We start from the raw sequence: 13,941 nt of genomic DNA, 5'->3' as shown, positions 1-13,941 counted from the left end.
GTGTTTTTTTGGGTGATTTGTAAATTGAGAAAAATCAAACTTGCACTCGGTTCTGATTTTTTTTTATTAGAAATAATTAAGTTGTTCCGTCACAACTAACCTGAACCGTTCCAACCACTTCTGCCCCTGATCTCCTAACTGCTTGGTCTACGGCTCGATTTTCTGCATCGCCCGCGAGGAAGGCGTGGCCAGTCCGTTCTCCCAATGGTTCAGGTTAGAGAACACCACACCAAGACGTGCGGGAAACTGCTCTTGAGTCAGTCCCGTTTGTTGTCTCACGTCGCGCATAAAATCTGCCGATATAAAGTTGCTTTTTTACGAGTAATCGTTTATAAGCGACACAAAATCTACTCTTTCATTGTTGAGACCGTAGTACGGTGATCGTAATCACTCCGATCTGTGATAGCGATCGCCCGCGTCGCATTTCCCCCGATCGCCCCTCACCCCGCCCGGAATTGCCTTTAATCAGTTAAAGTAAGAAAAATAAGCGCAAGTACCGTCACCTTTGAGCGACAATGGCATCCTCTTCCTCTGTAGCAGTTCGCGAACTCCCCTTATTTCCGTTGCCGGAAGTGGTTCTATTTCCAGGTAGACCGCTGCCGCTGCAAATCTTCGAGTTTCGCTATCGAATCATGATGAATACGATTCTGGAAGGCGATCGGCGTTTCGGTGTGCTCATGTGGGACCCCAACCAAAACAAAGTCTCTGCCGTTGGCTGTTGCGCCGAAGTGATTCACTGTCAGCGCCTCCCCGACGATCGCATGAAAATTATGACTCTCGGCCAGCAGCGGTTCCGAGTCCTCGACGCCGTTCGGGAAAAACCCTATTTAGTCGGTCTAGTAGAATGGATCGAAGACGCACCGCCACAACAAGACCTCAGACCTTTGGGAAAAGATGTCGAACAACTGCTGAGAGATGTAGTTCGCCTCTCCAGCAAATTGATGGATCAGCCGATCGACCTGCCCGAAGACATTCCCAGTTTGCCTACAGAATTGTCCTACTGGGTAGCCAGCTACCTTTACGGCGCAGCGACAGAACAGCAAACTCTTTTAGAATTGCAAGATACTGCTGCGAGATTGGAACGCGAAACCGAAATTTTGACTTCTACTCGCAATCACTTGGCAGCGAGGACTGTACTTAAAGATACGCTCAAGTAGCCAATTTGCCTAGGAAAAAGCACGATCGGTTTGACCTGCACTGAAGAAAGAATTACACACAAATCATTCGATTTTTGATTTTTGATTTTCGATTGACTGATGGACGAAGGGTTCGGATCGCGGGCTTACAGTTCCATTCTTTTTGGGAACTGCTATCTGTTTAATTCTTAACTTCAAACAGGTTCGGATAGGTTCCTTATAGCAGTAAATGCTTGTGTTAGAAAATCACGACCAACCGAAACCATACGATGCAGTTAGAGGCGGTCAACTGCCACCTCCTGTGGGGGGTGTAGTGCTCGGCGGGCTAGCAGGAGTTAAACATCGGCTGTCTAGTTCTGTCAACGAACATCGAATCGCCGCCCTGAGAGAGACATTGAATTACGGCGATGCCGGCTTAAAAATAGTCATCAAGATTTGTCAAAGCGAAACAGGGCCAGTGCAGCGGGCGGCCTGCGATTTGCTGCGACAAAGGCTAAGTGCGATCGCCCGCGAAAAATTACAGGCCTTTGTAGCTTCAAGTTCAGATGCAGAAGCTGAGTTAGACAGCACTGAAAAAATATTAAAGCACTCATCCGGTGCAGTCTCCGAAAAAAATTACGATCGGCAAATGTCCGAAGCACTGTTAATATTTGAGACAATTACGCAGCAAATGCAACCAAATTTGTTGCTATTAGAAGCACTGGTAGCCTCTGTTGAACGGGAAGAATTTACCACCGAACTGATGAATCTTTGGGAACTATTAATCTTAGAAATTCAGGAACCTCTCAAAGAGTTGCGTCAGGCTGTTGGCAGTGCGATTTCCGCCCAACTGCGGATTCAGTGGCTGTACAATCAAGCTGAATCTCAAGCCCACCAGTTGCAGCAGCGAGCTTTGCTAGCTCTTCAGACACAGGATAAGAATTCAATCCGCCTCGCCGTGGTTCGCCAGCAGGTTCAAGTCGATCAGGCGGCAGAACTAAAAATTGACTTAGACTACCAAACTGTGCGAGTAGAAACTCTCAATCGCAACTTGCTGGCGTTGGAAAGTAAGATTGCTCAAGCTAATTCCAAGAAAGAGATCCTCAAGATGCAGCTTCATTTTGCTAAGGTACAGCAGCAAATAGACTTCACTTTCAGCCAAGTCAATAGTATATTTTTTAGTCCTTAATTGTCGGATTCTTCTGTTATATATTCCGTGAGTTCAAACTTGTCTGACGCAAAAATGTATTGCCCCACTTAAATTTGCCTCATCTAGCTTAGCTCCCTCCAGATTAGCACCGCATAAAAATGCCCCGCTCAAATTAGCACCGCTCAAATCAGCTTCTCTCAAATCTGCGCCCTCCAGGTTACTTTCACATAAAAAAGCATTTCTCAAGTTCGCTTTTCTGAGACTCGCTCCCCGCAGTTTAGCATCGCTTAAATTTGCTTCTTCGAGGTTTGTATTGTCCAAGCAAGCATCTAGGAGGTTTGCTTCCATCAAGTTGGCGTTTTCCAAGTTTGCTCCGCTCAAATTAACACCAATCATTTTGGTGTCGCTCAAGTTGGCGTTTTCCAAGTTTGCTTCAATCAGGTCAGCTCCTGTTAATCTTGCGAAAGTTAGATCTGCTCTGCTTAGGTTAGCCCCATTTAGGCTGGTCATCACTAGGCAAGCATTCTTTAGCTTGGCAGCTATTAAGTTTGCCCCCCTTAAGTTCGCCAAAGCAAAATTGATTTCCTTCAGATTTGCACAGGCTAGATTAATATGAATTAGGAAAGCTTCTCGCAAAAAAGCCTCTTTCAAGTTGGTTTCATGAAAATTTCTTTCTCCGGCTGCGTATCGCTTGAGAAGTTCATCAGCATTCATCTCGCCAGCCTCCTAAGTTTTACTTAAAAATAAATTATACTACTGACAGTACATTGTAGCAACCAAATATTTTTAAAGTTTCGGTGTGATTTTTTAATTCTTCGAGTGCCGATCGAACAAATGCTTCGCAGGCGTTAGCCTCAACGTCCATAAAGAAAATATATTCTCCGAGCGATCTTTTAGTCGGTCTAGATTCAATCCGACTTAAATTAATACCGCGACTGGCAAATACTTGCAAAGGTTTTACCAGTGCTCCCGGCATATTGGCAGGTACGCTGAAAGCTAGTGAGGTATGGGTGCAATTAGACGATGAAGCATCGAGGATCAACTTAGAAGCAGATTGTGTAATGGATTTAAGGGATGAGTGCTCCCCTGGTTCTACGTTGGCGATTTCTCCACCACTCCTGCTGAGTACCCAAAATCGAGTGTAATTATCGGGATAATCATTAATGGGGTGAGCTAACACTGGCAAATGGTAAAGTTCAGCAGCTCTTGGCGAAGATATCGCTGCTACATTTGTATCTTCCAGATATTGCAATGCTTCCGTGGTAGAATTCGCCGGAATTAATTGAGCTGAGGGAATAAACTGCCCCAACCATATCTGACACTGAGCTAGCGCTTGCGGATGAGAGTAAACTTTTTTAATCTCGTTAAAATTTTTGGCATTAGACACCAGCGCGTGGGAAATTGGCAAAACTAAGGCGTGTTTAATGCGGAGTTGATCGAGTCGCCACAGTGTATCTAAGGTGACAGTCACGCTGCCTTCGATCGAATTTTCGACGGGCACAACTGAATAATCAACCTGCCCTACGGCAGATGCCTCTAGCGCTTGAGAAATGGTGGAATAAGGACACAGGGTGCATTCCAAGTTAGTTTCCAGGCTCAACCAATTGACATAAGCTAGAGCCGCTGTTTCTGCATTTGTACCAACAGGGCCGAGATGTGCGATCCTCTTCGAGGGCTTCGCTAACGAAATTTTCATTTACAGGCAATTTTAGGTTACAAATGTTTGCTTTACTCTCATCAGCTAGGAAGTATGATGAAAAATTAGCGATGTCCCGAAAGCTTTTATCAGTGATTTCTCGGATGACATTGCTGGGTACACGACTTAGGACGCGACTTATGTCACCTAAAAAAAGGTGATAGTTTATTAAGATATGCTTAGGAATCCTATATTTTGATATTTTCTCATGTATACCCGCTTTAATTCTTCCCAATCCGTTGAGATCGCCGTACCAGAGGAACGAGTTCCCATTCAACATTATCTGCGTCAGCCGAGGCGACTGGTGAACGCCCTTGTCGATCAAAGTCGCACACAACAGCTAAGCGAGGACTGTTTCCGCCTAAAAATGCGACCGTTACAATTTATGATGCTGAGCATTCAACCCACAGTAGACATGAGGGTGTGGGCCCAGTCGGATGGCACAATCAATTTGGAGTCCGTCGCCTGCGAAATTCGTGGCGTGGGTTATATAAACGATCGCTTTGCTCTCAATCTCAAAGGAAAGCTTTGTGTGCACCAAAGCAGCGGGGTAGCATACTTGAGGGGAAAAGCGGATTTGGAAGTGCAAGTAGAATTACCGCCGCCGTTTTGGCTGACGCCCAAACCCATTTTAGAAGCAACGGGGAATGCTTTGCTCAAGAGTGTACTGCTGAGCGTCAAACAGCGGTTGATGCACCAGTTGCTCTTAGATTACCGCCGCTGGGCAAGCAGCGAAAGTGAGCTAAGATCGATCGAGATCCCCCCTATCTTATCTTTAGAAGGCTGAAATCCTACTAAAGAAGCTGTTAATTAATGTATAGGGATATTTAGGCACAAATCAGGCAACTTACCACCGTATTACTTAGACGCTCGATTTGGGCATCGGGATATTTGTCGGAACGAGCCAGCAGGGATAGATAGCTGCCGGTCAGTCAAGATCGATTTGAGTGATCCCTCCAAGTTCATCGTCTTCGATGATTCCCACGCCCCCCGGCAAAGGAGTTGACTTGTCTTTTGAAACTTCGTCCTTTTGGCGAAATTCGCGCTGCGGTGGCTTGATTATTTTGCCCGGTTGATTCGTTGCGGCCACCCGAATCCTGATTTTTGGCCCAGAATTGCCCAAGCGAATTGTCATCCCGTCCACAACGGACACCTGAGCGATCGGTCTATCATCTACATAAGTGCCGTTAGCACCAAAATTAATAATTTCCCAGCCATTAGCGTGATTCCACAGTTCTACGTGGTGGCGGGAAACTACAGCGCTGTAAATAATTACATCATTGTCGTTCGATCGACCGATCCGAACCACTGGTTCTGATTCAAAACACCAACTTTGAACTGGGACAGACTGGATAGGATGTAAAAGAGTTAAGGTAATCACTGATGTTTTGACACTCCACCGCCAGACAGCAACGGGGATACTTCCAGAGAGATTTTTTGGGAGAAAACTGCAAAAAATTTGCTTTTTAAAGGCGTCGTCAGTGGGCCACTATTCCCCCTATCTGCCCTAAAAGTCGAACTTTTGGCTGCTTGAGGTATTTGAAGCAACTTTTGAGGGTTAGCTTTTGGCGCAGGGGCAAATTTTTGCGGTACTCGGTAACAACCAAACACGATGTGATAAATCGGGTGAACTTCCCAGTGATGGACAACGGTTTTAACCGCTTGATTAATTTGGTCTGTGAGGGAGCGATTCTGCCGATGGGTGAGTCGCTCAATTCGATCGGCTAAATAATCCTTTTGCCGCTGATGAACCAGAGAATTTAACTCAGACCCGTGCTGGTTGCACCGCTGATTCGTGTTCTCGGTCGGGCGACAGTCACTGCTCAACGACTTGCTGTTTATAAAGAAAGAAGTTAACCAATTATTAATCCTGGGGTCTCTAGATAAAATACTTGTGGATTGTATCTGAGATATTGCACCATTCTCAATTACTTGTTTAGGGAGCGGCATCTTGCCTGTTTCACAAGAAAATTCACTCTTTGTGGAACAGGCAAGATGCCTGTTCTTGAGAATAGTGCAAGATGTGAGTTGTATCAAACAGCATAGGTCATTTTGAGTTGCTAACATTTTCCTTATTGATGCAATACCTTTAAAATACAATGCTTTGAGCAGCACTGGAATTTTGAGCGACAACGCATCAATCTCTCATAGCGAAAATACCGATCGACCTTCCTCGCGCGCGGCCCCCAAATGCGATCGGCAATTAGTCCCCCAGCGAGCGGGAAGGCCAAACTTCAGCTCAAATCTGACTCAGGCGGCTCCGGATTCGGATCTGGCGGGACAGATTCTTGCCTTTGTCGCTTCAACTCTGCAACTTTTTCTTGAGCTACATCCCTGACTTCGAGAGCTTTATCTTGGAATTTTTCCGCCAGACTTTGAGCGCCCCGCTTCACACCTGCCACATTTTTGAGAGTTCTGTCGAAATCTTCATGTAAAAACTCTGCTACCAGACCGACTTTTTTGTGCAGTCCCTCCGCGTACTGCACTGGCTCCGATACAGCAGCTTCAGAGACGATCGCCCGCTTGCTGCCGATGGTCGAAATAGCTGCCACAGGTAACAAGTAAATGTCGTCTAAAACACCGCGCCAGCCGCTCGATTTAAATAGGTAGTTGGTGACTGAACCCGTGCGGACATCAAATAGGTAGTCAACCACTGCACCTGCCTTATTTCCAGCGTCCGTGAGCACCTCAAGCCCGATCGGACAAACAGCTTGTTCCGGCTGATGCAATTCCGGCAGTTCCGGGTTAATGGTGACAAAAACATTTTCCCCCACCGTATCAACTTGCGCCCAAGCGAACCAAGTTTTTTTGCTCCCCAAAAGTCCCGACTTGCAAGTAAAGCCGATCGCCCGTTGGGAGTGAGCATCGAGCCAAACCCGATCTACCCTGCCGACCTCTTCCGCCGTTCTGCGGTCGATGGTGCGGCGGCCCTGCAGTTCACTGCGCCTAACAATCTGTGGTGATGTACTCATAAATAAACTCCTGAGTGCCGCCTTTGAAAAATGTCGATCGTCCAAAGAAGCCGATTTAATATTCTTCTTCCGAATAATGGCGATTATTATCTGCCTGGGTTAACTCGTCCTCTTCCCTGGAAGTGCCAACTTCTTTGTGGTCGGGAACAGGAATCGTGCTCATGTGCACGCCGGCCGAGGGAGCGTGAATTTCCTTAGCCTCCCTGGGCTTGACGCTAAGAAGTCCTAACTGGACGGAGGATTGATTCGGGCCTACGTTGATTTGAATTTTCGGCCCAGAGCGGGCCAAGTGAACGATCAGACCGTCCACAATGGGAACCTTAGCGATCGGCTTACCATCGAGGTAAGTGCCGTTGGTACCTAAATTGATCAGTTCCCAAGTTATGCCGCTGCGCCGCAATTCGATGTGGCGACGAGAAACCACAGCGCTAAAAAGAACGACGTGGTTTTCTGTCGAGCGCCCGATCCGCACGACCTGCTCGTCTTCAAAGATCCAACTGCGGACGGGTATAGACTGGAGTGGATGTAGCAAGGTCAGCTTAATCACATTGGCAGCATTGAGTTTTGGTAGAGCGCCTCAAGATGCGATTTTAGATTTTAGACTTTCGATCGCCCAATCCAAACTCGCTCTAAGAGATTTGAAATAAAAACGTAACCAGGTCTCCTTTGCCCAGAGAGATGCGGTCTCCCGGTCGCAACCGGTGGCGGTTTCCCTTGGGTAGCGGAGTATTGTTGACGTAAGTGCCGTTGGAACTGCCTACATCTTCTAGGTAGCAAGCATCTCCCTCCACCCGGAGATTTGCGTGTACCCGAGAAACTATCTCAGAATTAGCAAATCCCGAAACATCAATATCCGGCGGCACTAAGTCATTTGGCTTGCCTATGTGAACCACAGCCAGACTGTGAGGCAATTCCATCGGCGTATTTGTCTGAACGTGTAGCAGGCGCGCCGACTGCTGTTGCAGTTGAGTTTTAGCTACACCTGCTGGCTGCTGGCCCGGAACCGGAGGAGAGATAGTTACTGGTGTTGCCACCGATTCAGTTGTAACAGGAACCGAGGGCGAAGGCGGGGGATCTGGAATCGTCGGAATGCTGGCAGGAGTTTTTTCCAAGTTAAGCCCCTTATTCAGGGTAACTAGAGGTTCCATTGCCATCAGGGGATCGGGTGGCACTAAATCCGGCGCCGGTGAGGATACCACTGTGGGGCCTACAGGCGAGGGGGACGTTACTGTCACCTCAACTTCTGGAACTATGGAACCCGGACGCAAGTTAAAGCCACACTGACCGCAAAATGCTGCGTCTGTCTGAACTGCTGCACCGCAGTTCGAGCAACTTGCGGTAGCAGGTAAAGGCGTGTAGCAAGCCTCACACTGGCTGGCCCCGTCGGGGTTCTGGTGATTGCAATTGGGACAGACAATCATCGATTTCTCCTTGCTATCGGCCAGATTTTCAAATCAGCCTCATAAAAATACTCGTGTATATGGTCAAATTTTAACTTTAACCGCCACAATTCTTATATTGCTTCTAATACTAGCAACTGAGCTGACGCCGTGACGTTAGCTGTGATGGGCAAGATTGAGTTAGTGATAATGCTGACTGTGCTGGCACGCTGGCTGCTCTGTCGGCTATTTTACTGCTTCGCCAGCCGCCGCATCGAGCAGCCACCAAAGTTCGCCTTCTGGTTGAACGAGTCTGGCTGGATAGGTCATTTCGTCGGCTGCGGGGGCAAAAATTTGAGCTAGGGCGGGTTGTTTGCTGGCTCCTGCGACCATGAAGATGACGCACCGGGCCCGGTTGATTAAGGGGACTGTAAAGGTAATGCGGGGTTGACCGTCTTTGTTGCCGACAGTTACTAGGGCATCCCGGACTTCCAAGGCTGCTGTGCCGGGAAATAGAGAGGCTGTGTGGGCGTCGTCTCCTATGCCCAATAAAATGATGTCGAAGGCAGGAAACTCGCCGTCGGATACTTTGAAGAACTGCTGTAATTCGGTTTGGTGCGCCTCCGCGTCGGCTGCGGGGTCGCCGGCGCCTGTGGGCATGGGGTGGATGTTGCTGGCGGGGATATTCACTCGATCGAGCCACGCGAGGCGCGCCATTTTTTGATTGCTGTCTGGGTGTTCTGGGGGAACGTAGCGTTCGTCGCCCCAGAAAACGTGAATTTTGTCCCAAGCCAGGTCTTGGGCTGCGATCGCTCTGTAGAGTGGTTCCGGTGTGCTTCCGCCCGCTGCGGCGATCGTACAAAGTCCGCGTTCTGCTATGGCTTCTGAGATTTTCGACAGCACAATATCGAGCGATCGATCTATTAGTTGTTCCCGATTTGCTAATACTTCAACTACTTTTTTCATTAATTTCCTCTCAACTTTACTTGGGTGTTGTTCTCACCAATTGCCAATTTTACCTTGACATTTTGGTTTGAGGTCGATCGGCTGACAGACCCGGCTGGCAGGACACAGCATCCCATAAAATTTTATCATCTTATGCCCCTTGATTTAAGGAAAGCCAGACATATTTCTACCAGTGCTTTATGGATTTTCACCGGTTGCATTGAGCTTTCGCAACTTTCAATCAAAAGTTCGATCGTACTCCGAGCATCTGGGCAGAAAGTAAAAAGCGTTTTTTGGGACTCCGATCCGTCCCGCACAGCAAAGTCTATAAATATAGCGAGCCGGACGATCGCACACCGACAGTAAAAGCCAAACCGAGATGATCCCGATCGCACTTACCCCGGTCTAGCAAAAATAATCAAGATTGATGTGGTAGACTAGGAAAAATAGTTTTAAATCCGCACGATCGGAAGGAAGCAAAACTATGTCAATTTTTAAGCGATTTCCTACATCAGTCCGCTATCTAATAGCGCGGTTGCGCCACTGGACGCAACCGGCGGTTTGGGCTCCGTTAGCCGTGCTGTGTGCGGGAGGGTTATTTATCTGGGAGGTCTCTGTAAATCCAGAAAGGTTGAGCATAGATGGCGAAGAAGAAGTAGCCACAAACAATCCAGCTTCGCTATCGGGACTATCTGCTGAAGATACCGCCATTGCGGCTGAAATCGACAGCTCACCAGTGCTAGTCAATCAGTTTAATGGCTCTACTGCTTCTGAACTGAACTTGTTAAATTCATCAGTAGTAAAAAGCAAAGGTTTATTCGAGGAACTTCGAGATCGGGACTTAGAAACTCCTCAGCCATCTTCAGCACCCAAGCAGGTAGGAAGCAGCGGATTTTTCTCCTTGCCAAATTTAGCAAATCCTGCTGTCGAGGCCGGAAACAATAACCCCCAAAATTCCAGCTTGCCAAGTTCAAACGCAACATCAGCGTTGAGTTTATCTAGCAGCGAGAGACTAACTTCCGGGATAAAAACGATTAAGCCTGAGTCTGGGGGTACAGCGACAGCAACTTTATCCGAGGCGTCGAGTGATGCTAATTCAGCTAAACAAAACGAAAATTCTCTGCCTTTGAGTCCGCTGCAAGCAGCTATGAAAAAATACGTCGTTGCTAACACTTCGGCAACGGCGGCTTCAGGTGAGAAAACTGCAGACGAGGCTACATTGCTCGATCGACCGGCTTCCGATCCGGCAGCAGGAAATGCGACAAATTTGCTCCCAACGACCGCTACAGCTCAAAGTGGAGCCAATCCTGTGAATGTTCCCACAGCACTTCCCCCCCTTGTGACTCCGACAAATACTGTAAGCAAGGAATCTCAAGAATTCTTAAAACCGACAGCTACAGTCGCTGAATCATTGGCGGGGTTAAATTCCAGAGTGCCGAACCTCCCCGAAATTAATGCAGGGGCTGCACCGGTGGCTTTGCCGAAAAATCCCTACCAAACTGATTTATCTGGTTCCGGCTTCGCAACTGAAGTTCAACCTGTGGCACTTCCAGTAGCCATACCTTCGCCAACACCTCTACTTCCGAATGTCAGTCCATCTCCCTTTCCGAATGGGATTGGGGGAAGCAAGATAATTAACCCTCAATTCTCTCCCAATTCAGCGAATTCTCAATTTCAAACACCTCCACCGAGTCAGCTTAATTTACCACAGCAGCCTAACTTTGGAGTTGTTCCCCAAAATACCAATCAGGGCGTGCAGCCAATTCAACCTCAAACTTTTGCTACACCTGGCTCCCTGGATCCGGGACGCTACATTGGCGGTGGCGAAATCAATACTTTTTCTAATCCTTAAATGATGGAAGTTGGGCCACGAAAACGATATTATCAATTCCCAATTCCCAATTCCCAATGTTAGTGGTAAAACTTACCTAGCTGCAGCCCGCACCAACAACAATCCTCCGATTCCCAAACCAAACACGATCGGCAGCCAAGCCGAAAGAATCGGAGTCAAAACAGCTTTCACGCCCATAGAACTGGTGATGAAAGAAAATACGTAGTAAGTAAAAATCACAACTACGCTAATACCAAAACTCGTTCCTCGGCCGGAGCGGCGCGGTTGAGTGCCCAAAGCTGCTCCCACTAAACCAAATACCATGCACACGAAAGGAAAAGCATATTTTTCTTGAATTCGCACCTTTAATTTGCGAATTTGCGGTTCGTCGCCACTGTTTTTAAGGATATCCAAACGCTCTAAAGCTTGGGCAATGTTCATTTCCTTAAAATCCCGCGCTCTGGCAGCTAAATCTAAGGGCGTGCGGGGCAGTTGCAATTGCTGGTGTTGAAACCTAACTATATTGCGGTAAGAGCCATCAGGAGCTACTATATAAGCGGTTCCGTTGAAAAAATCCCAGGTATTTTCTGAGGGATTCCAAGTAGCGGATTCTGAAGAAACGATTTGATTGAGGCCTGGGGTGGAGCGATCGATAATTGTTAAACCTTTCATTTGCTGGCCGTCAAATTGTTCTGCATAAAAAAAGCGGGCCAGGATTTCGTCGCCGCCTTTTTCTGGTTTGCGAAATTCTGTGTAAATAATATTTCTATCTTGAAATATCGGTTTTTCTCGCTTCAGGGCTCTGTCTAAAGTCAGAGTTGCTCTGTAGCTGGCGGCGGGTACAACTAACTCTTGCAAACCAAAGGTTAATCCTGCAACAATTAAACTCATTATCACAGCAGGCAGTATCAATCGGTAAACGCTAACTCCGCAACTGCGGAGGGCGATGAGTTCGCTGTCGCTTGACATTCGGCTGTAGGCCATTAAGGTTGCTAGCAGCATTGACATGGGGAAAGCCAATACTACGAAGTAGGGAATTTGCAGGAGAAAAATTTCTATGGCTGCGCCGTAGGGGAGGCCGGATTCTGCTACTCTGCGGACTAATTCAAATAAGGCTCCAACTGTGACGGCGACGGATGTAAAGAGTCCGACGCCAAATAAAAATGGGCCGATTAGTTCTTTGGTAATGTACCAGTCCATTACTGAAATTCTCGGCAGCCAGTTGATGGGATTCAAAGAATTGGATATTGCTATTTTCATAGTTTGGCGATGAATGCAGTTGGCTCCTCAATCTAAAATTGAAATTTCTGTATTGTGTTTTTATAGGGGGGATGGCGGGTTTATAGATATCTGGGCTGGGATATTTATATTTAGGCGAACCCGCCCCTACGGAATCTATCCGACGCCCCCTTGGCAGTTGCTATAAAAGACTATCGCACGAAGTTGTCACCTAAGTAATATTGTCGTACTAAAGGGTTGCTGTAGAGTTCTTCTTCAGCCCCGGAGGCTAAAATTTGACCGTCTCGCATGATGTAGGCTCGATCGGTAATTTCGAGGGTTTCTCGGACGTTGTGATCTGTGATGAGGATGCCGATTTTACGATCGCGCAGTTTAGCAATAATGGTTTGAATTTCGTCTACGGCGATCGGATCGACGCCTGCAAACGGTTCGTCTAAAAATAGAAACATGGGCCCGTCTCGCCCTGCGGCTAATGCTCTGGCTAGTTCAGTCCGCCGCCTTTCTCCCCCTGATATTTGAATTCCCAAACTGGATGCTATTTTTTCTAAGCGAAATTCTTGCAATAGGAAATCGACTCGCTCGCGCCATTCCCAGCGCGGCACTTGAGTTTGTTCTAGCACTAACAAAATGTTGTCGCGCACCGTCATGTTTCGGAAAATGCTTGCTTCTTGAGCGAGATAGCCAATTCCCAAATGCGCTCGCTGGTGCATCGCCAATTTAGTGATGTCTAAATCGTTTAGCCAAACGGTGCCTTGATTTGGTTTTTCTAATCCGGTTGCTATGTAAAATGTTGTGGTTTTTCCGGCACCGTTGGGGCCTAGCAGTCCTACGATTTCTCCTTGGGCTACTGACAGGTTGACGCGACTAACTACATTGCGTTTTCCGTAGGACTTGTGAATATTTTCGAGTACAATTTTCATTTTCGCTCCCGGCAACCTCTACAAGCTCAATTTCAGACTGCAGCTTTGTGCGATCGAGTCTCTAATTTAAATTTTACCTTTTCAAGTTTGTGAGTTTTATAAAGACGAAATTTCGCATCTATCCCAAGTAGTATGTTTTGGCTGAGGCGAAATTTCGCTGCTGCGAGCCACTGTTACCGGGGGGCTGTAGTTGGACGTGGGGAGCCAACTGTATTTTGGGCTGCCGCATCTTGTTCGGGGGCAACCAGATAAACAGATTCTACCTGTCCTGGCTTGTCTGGGAGCGCAATAAACCGCCCCTCGTCAATCAAGTATGTGATGGTTTCGCCGCGCAGGCTGTTTCCCTGCTGCAATACATAAACGTCGCCGCTGAGAATGATCCGGCGCTCGCGACTGAAATATTGAGCTTGAGCTGCGGTTGCTTGTATTTGGCGGGCGGGATAGTTGATTTGGACGTTGCCGCGGGCAGTCACGATGCCGGTTTTGGAGTCGGCTTCTTGAATGTCCGATCGCACACTGAGAGTGCGGGGAGGGCCGGCTTGCGGGTAGGTGGGAGAGGCGATCGCGCCTGCCAGAGTGAGGGGCAACAGCAGCGATAATCCTTTGAATATTCGGGAATTGAGTAGTTTAGCGGAGGACATCATAAGCTTGGAGTCTCAATATTTGTGAAATTGCTGAAGGGCATTATCTCCAG

Annotated in this window: 16 protein-coding genes; 4 read left to right on the top strand and 12 right to left on the bottom strand. The window is 47.6% G+C overall.

The window, feature by feature from the left end:
* Positions 1 to 147: 147 nt before the first annotated feature.
* Positions 148 to 288, bottom strand: a complete 141-nt coding sequence (locus QT987_RS29840; RefSeq protein WP_445299371.1) for a helix-turn-helix domain-containing protein — start codon at positions 286 to 288, stop codon at positions 148 to 150.
* Positions 289 to 515: 227 nt separating this feature from the next.
* On the opposite strand from QT987_RS29840, the gene QT987_RS03305 reads away from it, so the two are divergent.
* Both QT987_RS03305 and QT987_RS03300 read left to right on the top strand, forming a co-directional pair.
* Positions 516 to 1,157 (top strand): LON peptidase substrate-binding domain-containing protein, encoded by a 642-nt coding sequence (locus tag QT987_RS03305; protein ID WP_015174045.1) that lies wholly within the window; start codon positions 516 to 518, stop codon positions 1,155 to 1,157.
* 208 nt (positions 1,158 to 1,365) lie between these two features.
* Positions 1,366 to 2,304 (top strand): PspA/IM30 family protein, encoded by a 939-nt coding sequence (locus QT987_RS03300; protein WP_333237227.1) that lies wholly within the window; start codon positions 1,366 to 1,368, stop codon positions 2,302 to 2,304.
* 33 nt (positions 2,305 to 2,337) lie between these two features.
* On the opposite strand, the gene QT987_RS03295 is transcribed toward QT987_RS03300, so the two are convergent.
* Together QT987_RS03295 and pheA are read right to left on the bottom strand one after the other, a co-directional pair.
* Positions 2,338 to 2,979 (bottom strand): pentapeptide repeat-containing protein, encoded by a 642-nt coding sequence (locus QT987_RS03295; RefSeq protein ID WP_333237225.1) that lies wholly within the window; start codon positions 2,977 to 2,979, stop codon positions 2,338 to 2,340.
* Between the two features lie 34 nt (positions 2,980 to 3,013).
* A complete protein-coding gene (pheA, locus tag QT987_RS03290) occupies positions 3,014 to 3,961 on the bottom strand; it encodes a prephenate dehydratase (RefSeq protein WP_333237222.1) in 948 nt (315 codons plus the stop codon).
* Positions 3,962 to 4,169: 208 nt separating this feature from the next.
* Between pheA and QT987_RS03285 the strand changes: the two genes are divergently transcribed.
* Complete coding sequence (locus tag QT987_RS03285; protein ID WP_333237219.1) at positions 4,170 to 4,748, top strand: DUF1997 domain-containing protein; 579 nt, start codon at positions 4,170 to 4,172, stop codon at positions 4,746 to 4,748.
* A 141-nt stretch (positions 4,749 to 4,889) separates the two neighbouring features.
* Here the strand turns inward: QT987_RS03285 and QT987_RS03280 are convergent, their stop codons facing one another.
* From QT987_RS03280 to pgl, 6 genes are all read right to left on the bottom strand, one after another.
* Entirely contained in the window at positions 4,890 to 5,342 is a 453-nt protein-coding gene (locus tag QT987_RS03280) for an FHA domain-containing protein (RefSeq protein ID WP_333237217.1), read from the bottom strand.
* The gene (locus QT987_RS03275; RefSeq protein WP_333237215.1) at positions 5,339 to 5,911 is read right to left on the bottom strand and encodes a hypothetical protein; all 573 of its coding nucleotides are present in this window, start codon (positions 5,909 to 5,911) and stop codon (positions 5,339 to 5,341) included. The genes QT987_RS03280 and QT987_RS03275 overlap by 4 nt, the downstream gene beginning before the upstream one ends.
* Before the next feature lie 284 nt (positions 5,912 to 6,195).
* The gene (locus tag QT987_RS03270) at positions 6,196 to 6,933 is read right to left on the bottom strand and encodes a PRC-barrel domain-containing protein (RefSeq protein WP_333226425.1); all 738 of its coding nucleotides are present in this window, start codon (positions 6,931 to 6,933) and stop codon (positions 6,196 to 6,198) included.
* A gap of 55 nt (positions 6,934 to 6,988) precedes the next feature.
* The gene (locus QT987_RS03265) at positions 6,989 to 7,480 is read right to left on the bottom strand and encodes an FHA domain-containing protein (RefSeq protein ID WP_333153305.1); all 492 of its coding nucleotides are present in this window, start codon (positions 7,478 to 7,480) and stop codon (positions 6,989 to 6,991) included.
* Between the two features lie 82 nt (positions 7,481 to 7,562).
* Positions 7,563 to 8,354: an FHA domain-containing protein gene (locus QT987_RS03260; RefSeq protein ID WP_333237212.1), complete on the bottom strand. Its 792-nt coding sequence runs from the start codon at positions 8,352 to 8,354 to the stop codon at positions 7,563 to 7,565.
* 204 nt (positions 8,355 to 8,558) lie between these two features.
* The gene (pgl, locus tag QT987_RS03255) at positions 8,559 to 9,278 is read right to left on the bottom strand and encodes a 6-phosphogluconolactonase (protein WP_333237210.1); all 720 of its coding nucleotides are present in this window, start codon (positions 9,276 to 9,278) and stop codon (positions 8,559 to 8,561) included.
* Between the two features lie 463 nt (positions 9,279 to 9,741).
* On the opposite strand from pgl, the gene QT987_RS03250 reads away from it, so the two are divergent.
* Positions 9,742 to 11,109, top strand: a complete 1,368-nt coding sequence (locus QT987_RS03250; RefSeq protein WP_333237208.1) for a hypothetical protein — start codon at positions 9,742 to 9,744, stop codon at positions 11,107 to 11,109.
* A 72-nt stretch (positions 11,110 to 11,181) separates the two neighbouring features.
* Here the strand turns inward: QT987_RS03250 and QT987_RS03245 are convergent, their stop codons facing one another.
* The 3 genes from QT987_RS03245 to QT987_RS03235 form a co-directional block, all read right to left on the bottom strand.
* The gene (locus QT987_RS03245) at positions 11,182 to 12,348 is read right to left on the bottom strand and encodes an LptF/LptG family permease (protein ID WP_333237206.1); all 1,167 of its coding nucleotides are present in this window, start codon (positions 12,346 to 12,348) and stop codon (positions 11,182 to 11,184) included.
* A gap of 170 nt (positions 12,349 to 12,518) precedes the next feature.
* Entirely contained in the window at positions 12,519 to 13,247 is a 729-nt protein-coding gene (gene lptB / locus QT987_RS03240) for an LPS export ABC transporter ATP-binding protein (RefSeq protein ID WP_333237204.1), read from the bottom strand.
* Between the two features lie 173 nt (positions 13,248 to 13,420).
* Entirely contained in the window at positions 13,421 to 13,891 is a 471-nt protein-coding gene (locus tag QT987_RS03235; protein ID WP_333237202.1) for an LptA/OstA family protein, read from the bottom strand.
* Positions 13,892 to 13,941 lie beyond the last annotated feature (50 nt).

It is taken from the genome of Microcoleus sp. SVA1B4 (assembly GCF_036700545.1).
Classification (GTDB): Bacteria; Cyanobacteriota; Cyanobacteriia; order Cyanobacteriales; family Microcoleaceae; genus Microcoleus.
Note: the sequence above shows the minus strand (reverse complement) of the source record. Positions and strands in the feature narration are given on the sequence as shown.